The sequence below is a fragment of the Roseococcus pinisoli genome (genome assembly GCF_018413645.1).
GTDB lineage: Bacteria > Pseudomonadota > Alphaproteobacteria > Acetobacterales > Acetobacteraceae > Roseococcus > Roseococcus pinisoli.
This window is the reverse complement of sequence record NZ_JAHCDA010000001.1, coordinates 1,095,186-1,108,993: the sequence shown is the minus strand read 5'-3', so window position 1 is coordinate 1,108,993 and position 13,808 is coordinate 1,095,186. Positions and strand designations below refer to the sequence as shown.

At 70.4% G+C, this 13,808-nt stretch carries 12 protein-coding genes; 8 read left to right on the top strand and 4 right to left on the bottom strand.

Features of this window, described 5'->3' with window-relative positions:
* Positions 1-54 precede the first annotated feature (54 nt).
* The 3 genes from acs to KHU32_RS05360 all read left to right on the top strand — a co-directional run bounded on the left by acs (position 55) and on the right by KHU32_RS05360 (position 3,726).
* Positions 55-1,992 (top strand): acetate--CoA ligase, encoded by a 1,938-nt coding sequence (acs, locus tag KHU32_RS05370; protein WP_213668979.1) that lies wholly within the window; start codon positions 55-57, stop codon positions 1,990-1,992.
* A 68-nt stretch (positions 1,993-2,060) separates the two neighbouring features.
* Positions 2,061-3,038, top strand: a complete 978-nt coding sequence (locus tag KHU32_RS05365; RefSeq protein WP_213668978.1) for a DUF808 domain-containing protein — start codon at positions 2,061-2,063, stop codon at positions 3,036-3,038.
* Between the two features lie 58 nt (positions 3,039-3,096).
* Entirely contained in the window at positions 3,097-3,726 is a 630-nt protein-coding gene (locus KHU32_RS05360; RefSeq protein ID WP_213668977.1) for a glutathione S-transferase family protein, read from the top strand.
* Between the two features lie 58 nt (positions 3,727-3,784).
* On the opposite strand, the gene KHU32_RS05355 is transcribed toward KHU32_RS05360, so the two are convergent.
* The 4 genes from KHU32_RS05355 to KHU32_RS05340 all read right to left on the bottom strand — a co-directional run bounded on the left by KHU32_RS05355 (position 3,785) and on the right by KHU32_RS05340 (position 8,313).
* Positions 3,785-4,813 (bottom strand): amidohydrolase family protein, encoded by a 1,029-nt coding sequence (locus tag KHU32_RS05355; protein ID WP_249680560.1) that lies wholly within the window; start codon positions 4,811-4,813, stop codon positions 3,785-3,787.
* Between the two features lie 5 nt (positions 4,814-4,818).
* Positions 4,819-5,802, bottom strand: a complete 984-nt coding sequence (locus KHU32_RS05350; RefSeq protein WP_213668976.1) for a Bug family tripartite tricarboxylate transporter substrate binding protein — start codon at positions 5,800-5,802, stop codon at positions 4,819-4,821.
* 143 nt (positions 5,803-5,945) lie between these two features.
* Entirely contained in the window at positions 5,946-7,277 is a 1,332-nt protein-coding gene (locus KHU32_RS05345) for an aspartate aminotransferase family protein (RefSeq protein ID WP_213668975.1), read from the bottom strand.
* Between the two features lie 22 nt (positions 7,278-7,299).
* On the bottom strand, positions 7,300-8,313 hold the full coding sequence (locus KHU32_RS05340; protein ID WP_213668974.1) for an amino acid ABC transporter substrate-binding protein: 1,014 nt from the start codon (positions 8,311-8,313) through the stop codon (positions 7,300-7,302).
* A 238-nt stretch (positions 8,314-8,551) separates the two neighbouring features.
* Here KHU32_RS05340 and KHU32_RS05335 point away from each other — a divergent pair, with 238 nt between their 5' ends.
* The 5 genes from KHU32_RS05335 to mdoH all read left to right on the top strand — a co-directional run bounded on the left by KHU32_RS05335 (position 8,552) and on the right by mdoH (position 13,795).
* A complete protein-coding gene (locus KHU32_RS05335) occupies positions 8,552-9,553 on the top strand; it encodes a sensor histidine kinase (protein ID WP_213668973.1) in 1,002 nt (333 codons plus the stop codon).
* Positions 9,554-9,575: 22 nt separating this feature from the next.
* Entirely contained in the window at positions 9,576-9,743 is a 168-nt protein-coding gene (locus KHU32_RS05330) for a hypothetical protein (RefSeq protein WP_213668972.1), read from the top strand.
* A 133-nt stretch (positions 9,744-9,876) separates the two neighbouring features.
* A complete protein-coding gene (locus KHU32_RS05325) occupies positions 9,877-10,362 on the top strand; it encodes a hypothetical protein (RefSeq protein WP_213668971.1) in 486 nt (161 codons plus the stop codon).
* Between the two features lie 14 nt (positions 10,363-10,376).
* Entirely contained in the window at positions 10,377-11,903 is a 1,527-nt protein-coding gene (locus tag KHU32_RS05320) for a glucan biosynthesis protein (protein WP_213668970.1), read from the top strand.
* Entirely contained in the window at positions 11,879-13,795 is a 1,917-nt protein-coding gene (gene mdoH, locus KHU32_RS05315) for a glucans biosynthesis glucosyltransferase MdoH (protein ID WP_213668969.1), read from the top strand. Before KHU32_RS05320 ends, mdoH begins: the two co-directional genes overlap by 25 nt.
* Positions 13,796-13,808: the final 13 nt, after the last annotated feature.

The window sequence follows — 13,808 nt, the reverse complement described above, 5'->3', positions numbered from 1 at the left end:
CCGGCATGCCCTTGTCTGGGTTGAATAAGGATCGCATCGAGGGAGCGAACGCCCATGACCGATGACACGCTCATCGCCATCAAGCCCGAGATCGCCGCCACCGCGCGCGTCACCGCCGAGCGGCGGGCCGCCATGGTGCAGGCCGCCGCGAGCGACCCGGACGGCTTCTGGCGCCAGGAGGCGTCGCGCATCGCCTGGATGAAGACGCCGACGAAGATCAAGAACACCGACTTCACCGGCGACGTCTCGATCAAGTGGTTCGAGGATGGCGAGCTGAACGCCAGCGTCTCCTGCCTGGACCGGCATCTCGAGGCCGGGCGCGGCGACCAGGTGGCCATCCTCTGGGAGGGCGACGATCCCAACGCCGACAGCAAGACGACCTATGCCGAGCTGCATGCCCAGGTCTGCCGCGTCGCCAACGCGCTCCGCGCGCTGGGCGTGAAGAAGGGCGACCGCGTCTGCATCTACCTGCCCATGATCGTCGAGGCGGCGGTGGCCATGCTGGCCTGCGCGCGCATCGGCGCGGTGCATTCCATCGTCTTCGGCGGCTTCTCGCCCGACAGCCTGGCGAGCCGCATCCAGGATTCCGAATGCTCGGTCCTGCTGACGGCCGATGAGGGCCGCCGCGGCGGGCGCAAGGTGCCGCTGAAGGCCAATGCGGACGAGGCGCTGAAGACCTGCCCCTCCATCCGGCACGTGCTGGTGGTGCGCAACACGGGCACCCAGGTCGCCATGCAGGAGGGCCGGGACCTCTGGTGGCACGAGGCGGCCGAGGCCCAGCCCGCCACCTGCGAGCCCGAGCGCATGAACGCCGAGGACCCGCTCTTCATCCTCTACACCTCGGGCTCCACCGGAAAGCCGAAGGGCGTGCTGCACACGACCGGCGGCTACATGGTCTGGGCCAGCTTCACGCATGAGCTGGTCTTCGACTACCGCCCGGGCGAGATCTACTGGTGCACGGCGGATGTGGGCTGGGTGACCGGCCACACCTACATCGTCTACGGCCCGCTCGCGAACGGCGCGACCACGCTGATGTTCGAGGGCGTGCCCAACTACCCCGATTCCGGCCGCATGTGGCAGGTCGTGGACAAGCACCAGGTCAACATCTTCTACACCGCCCCCACCGCCATCCGCGCCCTGATGCGCGAGGGCGAGGGGCCGGTGAAGAAGCATTCCCGCAAGTCGCTGCGCGTGCTGGGCTCGGTCGGCGAGCCGATCAATCCCGAGGCCTGGCTCTGGTACTACCGCGTGGTCGGCGACGAGCGCTGCCCCATCGTGGACACCTGGTGGCAGACTGAGACCGGCGGCATCCTCATCTCACCGCTGCCCGGCGCCGTGGCCCAGAAGCCCGGCTCCGCCACGCTGCCCCTGCCCGGCGTCTTCCCCGCGCTGGTGGATGGCGACGGCAAGGTCCTGGAAGGCGCGACCGAGGGCAACCTCGTCATCACCGACAGCTGGCCCGGCCAGATGCGCAGCATCTACGGCGACCATGCCCGCTTCGCGCAGACCTACTTCTCCACCTTCCCCGGCAAGTACTTCACGGGCGACGGCGCGCGGCGCGATGCCGACGGCTACTGGTGGATCACCGGCCGGGTGGACGACGTGATCAACGTGGCCGGCCACCGCATGGGCACGGCCGAGGTGGAGAGCGCGCTGGTCGCGCATCCCAAGGTGGCCGAGGCCGCCGTCGTCGGCATGCCGCACGACATCAAGGGCCAGGGCATCTACGCCTATGTGACGCTGGTGGCCGGCGAGGAGCCGACCGAGGCGCTGCGCAAGGAGCTGGTGGCCTGGGTCCGCAAGGAGATCGGCCCCATCGCCACGCCGGACGCCATTCAGTGGGCGCCGGGCCTGCCCAAGACGCGCTCGGGCAAGATCATGCGCCGCATCCTGCGCAAGATCGCCGCCAACGAGACGGACAGCCTGGGCGACACCTCGACCCTCGCCGATCCGGCAGTGGTGACGGAGCTGGTGGAGAACCGCGTGAGTTGACTGCCCCGCCGGGCCGGAATGCCGGGCCGGACTGACATGCGCCGCTCCCCGTCGCAGAGGGGGGCGCCGTGGCCTCCGGCCTGATCGCCCTGCTGGACGACGTGGCGGCGCTCGCGAAGATCGCCGCCGCCAGCCTCGACGACATGGCGGGCCAGGCGGCGAAGGCCGGCAGCAAGGCCGTGGGCGTCGTCATCGACGATGCGGCCGTGACGCCGCGCTTCGTGGTCGGCTTCGCGGCCGACCGCGAGGTGCCGATCGTGAAGAAGATCGCGATCGGCTCGCTGAAGAACAAGCTGCTCTTCCTGCTGCCCGCAGCCCTGGCGCTGAGCCTCCTGGCGCCCTGGGCCATCACGCCGCTGCTCATGCTGGGCGGTGCCTTCCTCTGCTACGAGGGCGCGGAGAAGGTCCTCCATGCCCTGCGCCCGCATGCCGCCGAGCCGCAGGCGGCGGCCGCGGAAGAGGGCGCGAAGGATGCCGTGGCACTCGAGGAGGCGCGCGTCGCCAGCGCCATCAAGACCGACTTCGTTCTTTCCGCCGAGATCATGGCCCTCTCGCTCGCGACCATTCCGGAGAGCAGCTTCTGGATGCAGGCCGTGATCCTGGCCGTCGTGGGCGTCAGCCTCACGGTGCTGGTCTATGGCGTGGTCGCCCTCATCGTGCGGACGGATGATCTGGGCCTGGCCATGGCCGCCGGCCGCTTCGGCGACGGATCGGCCGTCCGGGCCATCGGGCGCGGGCTGGTGCGCGGCATGCCGGGCTTCCTGAAGCTGCTGGGCACCGTCGGCACGGCGGCGATGCTCTGGGTGGGCGGCGGCATCCTGCTGCATGGGCTCGAGGGCTTCGGCCTCGCCGCGCCCGCGGCGGCAGTGCACGACGCGGCGGCGGCCGCGGCGCGGCTGGTCCCGCCGGTCGGGGGCGCGGCGGGATGGCTCGTCACGGCCACCGTCTCGGCACTGCTGGGGCTGGCCGTCGGCGCCGTGCTGGTCCCGCTGGTGGGCCGGATCGCGATGCCGCTGCTGGAGCGGCTGCGCCGGAAGCCCGCCTGACTTTACAGCCCGCGGGCGCGGGCCGACCCTGCCTCTTCCGCTTCAGGAAGAGGATCGCATGCTCAGGCTGCTCGGCCGGAAAAACGCCTACAACGTCCGCAAGGTGCTCTGGCTGCTGGACGAGCTCGGCCTCGCCTTCGAGCAGGAGGATTGGGGCCGCGACTTCCGGCCGACCAATGTGCCGGAATTCCTCGCCCTCAATCCCTTCGGCACGGTGCCCGTGCTGGTGGATGGCGAGGCGGCGATCCGCGAATCCCACGTCATCCTGCGCTACCTCGCCTCGCGCGAGCACGCCTGGTCCTTCTACCCGCGCGGCCTCGTCGAGCGCGCGCAGGTGGAGGCCTGGATGGACTGGGTCGCCTACGACATGACGGTGGCCATGCGCGGCGCCTATCTCGGCGGCGAGCTGGGGCTGGAGCCCTGGCGCCAGCCGCAGTTCCTCGAGGTCGGCCGCGCGGAATACGCGAAGCGGATGGGCCAGCTGGACGCCGCCTTGGCCGGCGGGCAGCCCTTCCTGGCGGGGCACGAGATCACCCTGGCCGATATCCCGGCCGGCTTCGTCGTGCACCGCTGGTTCTCGATGTCGAAGCTGCCGGAACGGCCGGAGCTGCCCGCGCTCGCCGCCTATTACGAAAGGCTTTCCGAGCGGCCGGCCTTCCGTCGCCACATCCGCAATGGCCTGCCTTGAGGGGTCCAGGGCAGAAAGCCGTGGCGGGAGAGGTGAGAGGGCGGAGCCCTCTCATCCCTCAGACGTTCAGCCCATAGATCCGCGCCGCCGTCCCTGAGAACAGCGCCGTCTTCTCCGCCGCGCTGGCGCCGGTGGAGATCCGCTTGAAGGCGTTCCACAGCGCCGCATAGCCGCACATGCCCTTGTCCACGGGGAAGTTGCTCTCGTACATGCAGCGGTCCGCGCCGAAGAGCTCGATGCAGGTCTCGATCTGCGGACGCCAATCCGCCGCAAGCTCCTCGGAGCTCGGCGGCAGGTCGCGCAGATGCCACTGCTTGCCGCTGATCTCCATCGCAAGGCCACCGAGCTTCACCATCACATTCGGCAGCTCGGCGAGCTTCTCCATGGCGCCGCGCCATTCCGCGAAGACCTCCGCCTCCCGGCCGGCATAGGGGCCGACGCCGATCTGGCCGCCGCAATGGTCGATGACGACGGTGGTGCCCGGCGCGGCGCGCGCAACCTCCCACACCAGCGGCAGCTGCGGATGATAGGCCCAGACGTCGAGCGTCAGGCCCAGCTCGCCCAGGCGCTTCGCGCCATCCCGGAAGGCCGGATCGGCCAGCGGGCCGGGCGGCGCGATCTCGAGGTTGCTGCGCACGCGCGGCGAGGGATCCCAGGCCGTGCGGTTGCGCACGCCCTTGAAGCGGCCGCCGGACAGCGCGACGTGCTCCTCCAGCAGCGGCGTCACGCGATCGCCGAGCGTCAGGTCCACGAGGCCGACGAGACCGGCGCAGGCCCGCGTCTTCCCGGACTCCGACGCCTGGGCCAGCGCCGTCATGAAGCGCGTCTCGCCCAGCGGGCGCCGCGCGAGCTCCGCCGCCTCGTCGTACATCGAGGCGCATTGGATGAAGACGGTGGCGCGGATGTCATGGCCCGTGGCCGTGTCGGCCAGCAGGTCGGGCAGGAGGTAGGTCTCGCCGTGGCGGTCCCAGATGTGGTGGTGCGGATCGATGATCGGCAGGCCGGGCTCCAGGATCGGCTCCTGTCGCCGGGCCAGCCAGGCCTCGTCGATGGCGACGTGGCCGCCGGCGGTCAGCTTCGTGGTCATGCGCGCTACTCCAGTCGGATGTTCGCTTCGGCGATGAAGCGCGCCCAGCGCGCCGTCTCGCCGCGGAAGAAGGTGTCGAACTGCGCGGGCGTATTGGGCTCGGCCGTCAGGTCGCCGTTGCGCAACGTCTGCTGGATATCCGCCTCGGCGACAATCTCGTTGAGCAGGGCGCTGAGCCGTTGGACGATCTCGGGCGGCGTGCCGGTGCGCACGAAGATGCCGTTCCACTCCGCCGTCTCGAAGCCCGGCAGCGTCTCGGACATGGCGGGCAGGTCGGGCAGCGCGTTGATGCGTGGCGTGCCGGCCGTATGCGCCAGCGCGCGCACGCTGCCCGCGCGGACATGCGCGACGGAGCTGTTCACATTGCCGAAGTACAGCTTGATGGAGCCCGCCAGCAGGTCGGACATGGCGGGCCCGCCGCCGCGATAGGGCACATGGTTCACCTGCACGCCGGCGCCGCGCGTGAAGAGCTCCAGCACCAGGTGCTGCATGGAGCCGATGCCCGAGGAGCCGGCGGCGAAATTGCCGTTCGCCGTGCGGAGCAGCGCGATCAGCTCGGGCAGCGTGCGCGCCGGCACGCTGGGATGGACCATGGCGAGCTGCGGCACGCTCATCGTCTTGAAGACGGGCTGGAATTCCCGAAGCGGCGAGAAGCGCAGGTCCGGCATGAGGGCCGGCGTGATCGAGATCGGCGTGGACTCGTTCATGATCGTGTAGCCGTCGGCCGGCGCCTGGATCACGGCCTGCTCGCCGATGGTGCCGGTGGCGCCGCCGCGATTCTCCACGACGAAGGGCTGGCCGGTCTTCTGGGACAGCGCATTGGCGTAGATACGGCCCGTGAGGTCGGCCGCGCCGCCCGCCGGCCAGGGCACGACCATGCGGACGGGCCGGTTGGGCCAGGGCGCCTGGGCGAGGACCGGAGTGGCGAGAACGGCGGCGGAGCCTGTGAGGATCGAACGGCGGGACATCGCCGGAAGCGGGTTCGACATGCGGATGTTTCCCTCCTGGCCGCGCCGGTCGGGCGCGGAATTCGGGCCAACATGTCAGGCCCCGCCGCGCCGCGCCAGATCGGGGGCGCAGAGCGGCGAAGGCGTTAGGAGCCGGCAGCGGAGGCCGGCTCCCTATAAGGACTTCAGGCGACGCCGAGCAGCGGCTTGCGCGCGACGCAGAAGGCCTCGACGGCGGCGATGTAGCGGGCGCATTCCGCCTCGCCGACCGGCAGGCTCAGCGCCGTCATGCCGCGGCGCGCGATGTAGATCCCGGCCGCCATGAGGTCGAGGAAGAAGAGCTCCCGCACGCCTTCCTCGGTCGCCGACTGCGTATAAGGACGCAGGATCGGCTCGCTGCGGAAATGCGGCTGCGTCATGCTGCCGACGCCGGTGAACTGCATCGCCACGCCATGCTTGCGGCACACGGCGTTGAGCGCGTCGCGCAGCGCGTCACCCCGCGCACGATGCGCTTCCGAGGCCTCCTCGGTGAAGATCTCGCCCATCGCGACCACGCCGGCCGACATGGAGAGCACGTTGTTGTTGAAGGTGCCGCCATGCGGCAGCGCCTTCGGATGCGCCGGGTCATAGACCGCCATGATGTCCTTGCGTCCGCCGAAGGCGCCGAAGGACATGCCGCCCGCGATGTACTTGCCGAGCGTCGTGAGGTCCGGCGTGATCCCATGCAGCTTCTGCAGGCCGCCGGCGCTGTGGCGGCTGGTCATCACCTCGTCGAAGGTGAGGACGATGCCGTGCGCCGTCGCCTCGTCGCGCAGCATCTGCAGGAACTCGCGGCTCGCCGGGATGCAGCCGCCAGCGCCGATCATGGGCTCGACGATGATCGCGGCCAGTTCGTCCTTGTGCTCGCGGATCAGCGCGCGCGTCGCCTCGATGCCGTTGTAGGGCGCGAGCGTCACCGGGAAGGGTGCGTTCACCGGGCTGCCGCCGCCGGCGAAGGTCATCATGCCGCCGTGGTAGCCGCCGTTCATCGCCAGAAGGCGCTGACGGCCCGTGAAGGCGCGCGCGGCCGAGAAGGCGAAGAGATTTGCCTCGGTACCGCTGTTGGTGAAGCGCACCAGCTCGATGGAGGGGAAGCGGGCGCAGATGATGCCGGCGAAGACCGACTCCCGCTCGCCGGCGGCGGCGAGGTTCAGGCCGCGGCCGATCGCGCCCTCGATGGCCTTGAGGATGCGCGCTTCGGAATGCCCGAAGAGACCGGCCGTATACTCGCCGCAGAGGTCGAGATAGTCGTGGCCGTCGATGTCCTTCATGTAGCAGCCCTGCCCGCTCTCCATCGCGGTCGGGAAGGGCGAGTAGTAGAGCGTCGAGCGGGTATTGCCGCCCGGCATCACCTGCTTCGCGCGCTCATAGGCGGCGGCGCTCTTCGGGCGGGCGGCGATATAGGCCTCCCGCGCCTCGGCAAGCGCGGTGTCGAGGTCGGTGTTGCGCGGGGCGATCACGGTATCGAGCGGCGGCATGGGTCTTGTCCTCGGATTCTTATTATTGCCAGAGCCAGGAGATATGCAGGCCGCCGTCGGTCCAGAGGCGGTTCAGGCCGCGCTCCATGCCCAGGCCGCCCGGGCCGGCCGTGCGGTCGAAGACCTCGCCGTAATTGCCCACCTGGCGGATGATGTCATAGGCGAAGTTCGCGGAGACGCCGAAGCCCACGCCGACATTGTCGGTCAGGCCCAGGAAGCGGCGGACCTGCGGATCGGTGGCGGTGCGGCGCTGCTCCTCGACATTCGCGCGCGTCAGGCCGAATTCCTCGCCCTGGATCATGGCGAAGACCGCCCAGCGCGTCAGCGCGGCCCATTCCGCATCGCCGTTGCGGACGAGGATGCCGTGCATCTCCTTCTGGATCAGGTCGGGCAGCAGGACCAGCGCCGACGGATCCGGCGAGGCGAGCCGGTTGGCCGAGAGGTTGATCATGTCGTTGGTGATGCCGTCGCAGCGATTGGCGTTGAAGGCGGCGAGCACGGCCTGCGGCGTGTCGAAGGAGATGATCCGGAAGCGGACGTTGCGGGTCCGGCCCCAGTCCTCGAGATTGCGCTCGTTGATGCTGCCCTGGGTGCCGCAGATGGTGGCGCCGTCCATCTCGCCCACGCGGGTCGCACCGGTGCGGCGGTGCACGAGGACGCCCTGGCCCGTGTAGAAATGCGCGACCGTCTGGTTCAGGCCCAGCGTGCTGTCACGCGAGAGCGAGAGGGCGGTGGTGCGGGACAGCATGTCCACTTCGCCCGACTGCAGCGCCGTGAAGCGCGTCTGCGCCGTCGTGGGCACGAAGCGGACCTTCTCGGGGTCGCCGAAGACGGCCGTGGCGACCGCGCGGCAGATCTCCGCATCGAAGCCTTGCCAGCGGCCCGAGCTGTCGGCCAGCGACATATGCGCGACGCCGACGGAGACGCCGCAGCGCACATGGCCGTTGCGGCGCACGGCATCGAGCGTGGCGCCCGCGAAGGCCGGCGCGGCGGTGAGGAAGAGGGTAGCGGCAGCCGCGACCAAGGGGCGGAGCATGGCGTAACGCAAGAGGACGAACTCCCTTTCTGGGCCTGGCTCGGACGGCCACCGGCATAGTGTGATCACGATATGACAGAGAGCGTAATCACGTCTGAGGGCTTCCGCAATCGGGATCTGTGGCCAGCAAGCGGATCGGCCGTTGCTGAAGAGGAAAGCATGAACCTTCCATGCCTGGACACCTTGCGCGCGCCCCTCCGGATGGCCCATCCTTTCGCCTATGCCCTTACTCGCGAGAATGGCGGGCCCACCCCGTGGGCCGGCGCGGGGCCTCGCGCTTGGCGCCGCTTCCTTCGCCGTGGCCTTCCTGCTGCGGCAGGCCGCGAGCATCGAGGGCGCGCCTTTCGCCTCCTTCTTCCTCGCCATCGGCGTCACGGCTGCCTTCGCCGACTGGCGGCCGGCCGCCGCGGTGCTGACCTCCTCGGTGGCGGCGATCTGGTACTTCGTGCTGCCGCCCGACCGTTCCTTCGACCTGCTCTGGCCGCAGGGTGCCGTCGCCGTCGGTTCCTTCGCCCTGGTGGCCGGGGCGCTGATCGTGCTCGTCGAGCTCGTCCGGGCGGGCGCCGCGCAGCTCCGGGCGCAGCGCGAGGAGATCGACCGGCTGCTCGCGCATGAGCGCCACCTCCGCCAGGAGCTCCAGCACCGGATGGCGAGCAGCATCCAGTCGCTGGCCGCCGTCCTTTCCCTCCAGGCCTCGCGCGTCTCCAGCGTGGCGGAAGCGCAGGTCGCCCTCGCCGATGCCGTCCAGCGGCTGCACAACGTCGCCCTCGTGCATCGCCGCATGAAGGACCCCGAACTGGCCGGCGAGCGGCTGGCCGAGGCGCTGGACGCGCTGACGCTGGACCTGCTGCGCTCGGTCGGCCGCAGCGACGTCGCCGTCGAGGTGGTGGTGGAGGCCTCGCCGCTCGAGCATGGCGCGGCCATCCTGGTGGCGATGACGGTCGTCGAGGCCGTCATGAACAGCGTCCGGCACGGTTTTGGCGACCGGCCGGGCGGCACCATCTCGGTCGCGCTGCGGCAGGAGGGCGCGACCCTGAGCCTGACCGTGGGCGATGACGGCCAGGGCCTCTGCGGCGTGCTGCAGGACGCCCCGCGCTTCGGCGTGACCATCATGGAAGGCTTCGCCCAGCGGCTCGGCGGCGAATTCCACCTGGAGAACGTGCCCGGCGGTGGGGCGCGAGCCGTCCTCAACTTTCCCTCGCCGGCAACCCAGAGGCCCATTCCGCGTTTGAACGCGTGACACCCGATCCTGGGAGGCCCCGATGCTCGCTTTCGCGCGACCGATGAAAGTCCACACGAACGAGGGCACCGTCTTCGCCCAATACGCCATGGTGCCGAAACGCCGGGGCGAGCCCTGGTGGATCGTCTACCGGGGCCAGGACGGCGCCTGGTTCACCGCTATGGTCGAACGGGACCAGATGTCCCTCTGAGGAGGGAAGCGGAGCTCCTCCACCGACCGCTCACCACGGTTCGCCCATAATTCATCATTGGTTCGCCCGAAATCGCGCCGAAGCTGCGGCCCGCGTGATTCTCGGGTCGCGCCGCATTTTCAGGAGCCTCCTCATGATTACGGTCGCAAAGGTCTTCGAGGACCGCGCCGCCGCCACCAAGGCGACGGAGGAGCTGGATTCGCTTCATCTGCCCGGCCTGGAGGTCAGCCTCGCCGAATCGGCCGAAGATTCTTCCAGTGCCACCCGTACCGGTTCCTCGGTCGGCGCCGTACTCGGAACGGGCGCGGGCGTGCTGGCCGGCGTGGGGGCGCTGGCCCTCCCAGGTTTCGGGCCGATCCTGGCTGCCGGCTGGTTCGCGACCGTGCTCACGGCGGCCGGCATGGGTGCTGCGACGGGCGGCCTGATCGGCGCCCTGACCGCGCAAGGCATTGGCGAGACGGAGGCAGGGCAGTACAGCGAGCGCCTGCGCCAGGGCGGTACCCTGGTGATCGTCCGCGCCGGCGACGCCACTCAGGCCTCGAACGTCGAATCCATCCTGGGGCGCCACCACCCCGTGGCCGCTGCAGAAGCGACGGCCACCGGACCGCGGCAATCCTGAGGAAAGGCGCGCCCATGCAGCGACGCAAGCTTCTCTTCACCGCCGGAGCCGGTGCCTCTCTCTTGGTCGGGGGGGCCGCCGGCAAGGCCCAGACACTTCCCTCGGACCAGCAGGGCCCGGCGCCCTTCAACGCCGAAACGGTGTCGGAACTGGCCCGCACCATCGCCGGCCAGCCTTATCGCCGGCGCCAGTCGCCGCTTCCGCGCCAGTTCGACCGCCTGGACTATGACGGCTACCGCAAGGTGCGCTTCGACGCGGCCCAGGCCTGGTGGTCGGAGCCGGATTCGCCCTTTCGCCTCCAGCCGCATCATCGCGGCTTCCTGTTCAAGGACCGCGTGGACCTCTTCGAGGTCGCGGAGGGGCAGGCCACGCCGCTGCGCTTCCGCGCCTCGCAGTTCCGTTACGAGGACGTGCAGGCTCCGGGCGAGGACGAGGATCTCGGCTTCGCAGGCTTCCGCCTGCTGAGCCCGCTGAACCGGCCCGACCATTTCGACGAGCTCTGCTCCTTCCTGGGCGCGAGCTATTTCCGGGCCCTGGGGCGCGGCAATGTCTACGGCCTCTCGGCACGGGGCCTCGCCATCCGGACGGCCGATCCGCAAGGCGAGGAATTCCCCGCCTTCACGGCCTTCTGGATCGAGAAGCCCAAGGCGGGCGACACCGCCGCCGTGGTCCATGCGCTGCTGGAGAGCCAGAGCCTGGCCGGCGCCTATCGCATCGCCATCACGCCCGGCGAGACCACGACGATGGAGGTGCAGGCCAAGCTCTTCGCGCGGCAGGACGTGACGGCGCTGGGTATCGCGCCGGCCACCAGCATGTTCTTCTTCGGCCCGCAGGATCGCGACGGGGTGAGCGACTATCGCCCCGCCGTCCATGATTCGGACGGGCTGATGATGCGTACCGGCCAGGTCGAGCAGATCTGGCGCCCGCTTTCCAACCCGCGAGACCTCCAGGTCAGCGGCTTCCAGGACGCGTCGCCGCGCGGCTTCGGCCTCCTGCAGCGCGCGCGCGCCTTCTCCGAATACCAGGACCTCGACGCCGAGTACCACCGCCGCCCGAACCTCTGGGTCGAGCCGCTCCAGGACTGGGGCGCTGGTGAGGTGCGGCTCGTCGAGATCCCGACTCAGAGCGAGATCCACGACAACATCGCCGCCTTCTGGTCCCCCGCGGAGCCGCTCAAGGCCAATACGCCGTTGGAGCTGCGCTACCGGCTCCACTGGTCGGGCCAGGAGCCCGGCGACGGCCGGCTGGTGCGCTTCGCCACCACCCGCATCGGCGCGGCCGGCGACGGCAAGGCACGGCTCTTCGTCCTGGACATCACGCCGGTCCCGACCGGGCCCAATGCCACGCTGCCGGAGGCGGCCGTGGAGAACAGCGCGGGCACGCTGCGCAACGTGGTGCTGCACGCCAATCGCGAGACCGGCGGCATGCGCCTGTCCTTCGAGCTGGATCCCGGCAACACAAGGGTGGTCGAGCTGCGCGCGCGCCTGCGGCGGGGCGAGACCCCGATCTCCGAGACATGGGCGTTTCGATGGACGGCATGAGCCGGGGGAGGCCCGGCCTCGAGCTCCTGCCGCCGGAAGCCCCCATGGCCATGCCGGCACAGGACCTCGCCCGGGCGCCACGGCCGGTCGTGACGTCCCGTCCCTCGGCACCGCCCCTAATGTGGCTGCGGCGCCTGCTGGTGATCGGCGGCGCGCTGGCCTTCACCTTCATCGCGACCAGCGAAATGTCGCTGGTGCTCGGCCTCTCGCGCTGGAGCCTGATGGGCGTCGTGCTGACGGCCTTCTTCGCCATGCTCTTCATCTGGATCGCGTTGGCCTTCACCAGCGCGGTGGCCGGCCTGTTCTCCATGGGCGTGGTAACCGATCCGCTCGGCCTGCGGGCGCCGGCGCCTCCGCCGCGATCGCGCACCGCCCTTCTGGTGCCGATCTACAATGAGAGCGTGCCGCATTGGCGCGCGACCCTCTCGGCCATGCGCGCCTCCTTCGAGGAGGCCGGGGCGTCCTCGACCTTCGACATCTTCCTGCTGAGCGACAGCACGGATGCCGCGATCCGCGACGCGGAGGGCGAGGCGGCCCTGGCCATGGCGCAGGAGGCCGGCCCCGCCGTCCATTACCGCCACCGCCCGCAGAATACCGGCCGCAAGGCCGGGAATATCGAGGAATGGGTCCGCCGCTTCGGGGGCGCCTATCCGCAATTCCTCATCCTCGACGCCGACAGCCTGATGGAGGCCGGGACCGTCGTTTCCCTCGCGGCCGCGATGGAGCGCCATCCGGATGTCGGCCTCATCCAGACGCTGCCGCTGCTCCAGGGCGGCGAGACGTTTTTCGCGCGCCTCCAGCAGTTCGCGGGCCAGGTCTATGGCCCCCTGATCGCCCAGGGGCTCGCCTGGTGGTCCGGCGCGGACTGCAACTACTGGGGCCACAATGCGATGATCCGCACGGAGGCCTTCGCCAGCGCGGCGGGCCTGCCGCGCCTGCCCGGCCGCAAGCCCTTCGGCGGCGAGATCCTGAGCCACGACTTCGTCGAGGCCGCGCTGATGCGGCGCGCCGGCTGGGCCATCCACCTCGCCCCGCTGCTGGGCGGCAGCTACGAGCAGGGCCCGCCCACCCTGCCCGATCTCGCGGTGCGCGACCGGCGCTGGTGCCAGGGCAACCTGCAGCACAGCGCGGTGATCGGCACGGCCGGGCTGCATCCGCTGAGCCGGCTGCACATGGCGACCGGCATCGCCGCCTATCTCAGCGCACCCTTCTGGCTAGCCTTCCTGATCCTCGGCCTCGCGGTCTCGCTGCAGGCCCATTTCCTGCGGCCCGACTATTTCCCGAACAGCCACGCGCTCTTCCCGCAATGGCCCATCGTCGATCCGGAGCGCGCGCTCTGGGTCTTCGCGGTGACGCTGCTGCTTCTGCTGGCGCCCAAGTTCATGGCACTTGCGGCGCTCATCCTCCGGCGACGCGGGGCGGGCGCGCTTCGCCTGCTGGCCGGCGGCGTGCTGGAGATCCTCGTCTCCTCGCTGCTCTCGCCCGTGACCATGCTGACCCAGGCGCAGCAGGTCGTGGGCATCCTGTTGGGGCGGGATGGCGGCTGGACCACCCAGCGCCGCGAGGGCGAGGCGATCTCCCTGCGCGCGGCCTTCCGCCTCTCCCGCGCGCATCTGGTGCTCGGCGTGACGCTGGCGGGCCTCGCCTTGGCGATCAACCCGCTCCTCGCCGCCTGGATGGCGCCCGTGCTGCTCGGCCTGCTGCTGGCGCCCTGGCTCATCTCCTGGACGTCGAGCGTGCGGATCGGGGAATGGTTCCGCGCGCGCGGGCTGCTCACCGTGCCGACGGAGGAGGCGCCCAGCCGCGTGCTGCGCCTCGCCGCGCAGGCGCAGCACGCGGCGGAAGAAACCCCGGTACGCGCCGGGGAGCGATGGACCGCGGCCGGGGCCTGACCGGCCCCACGAC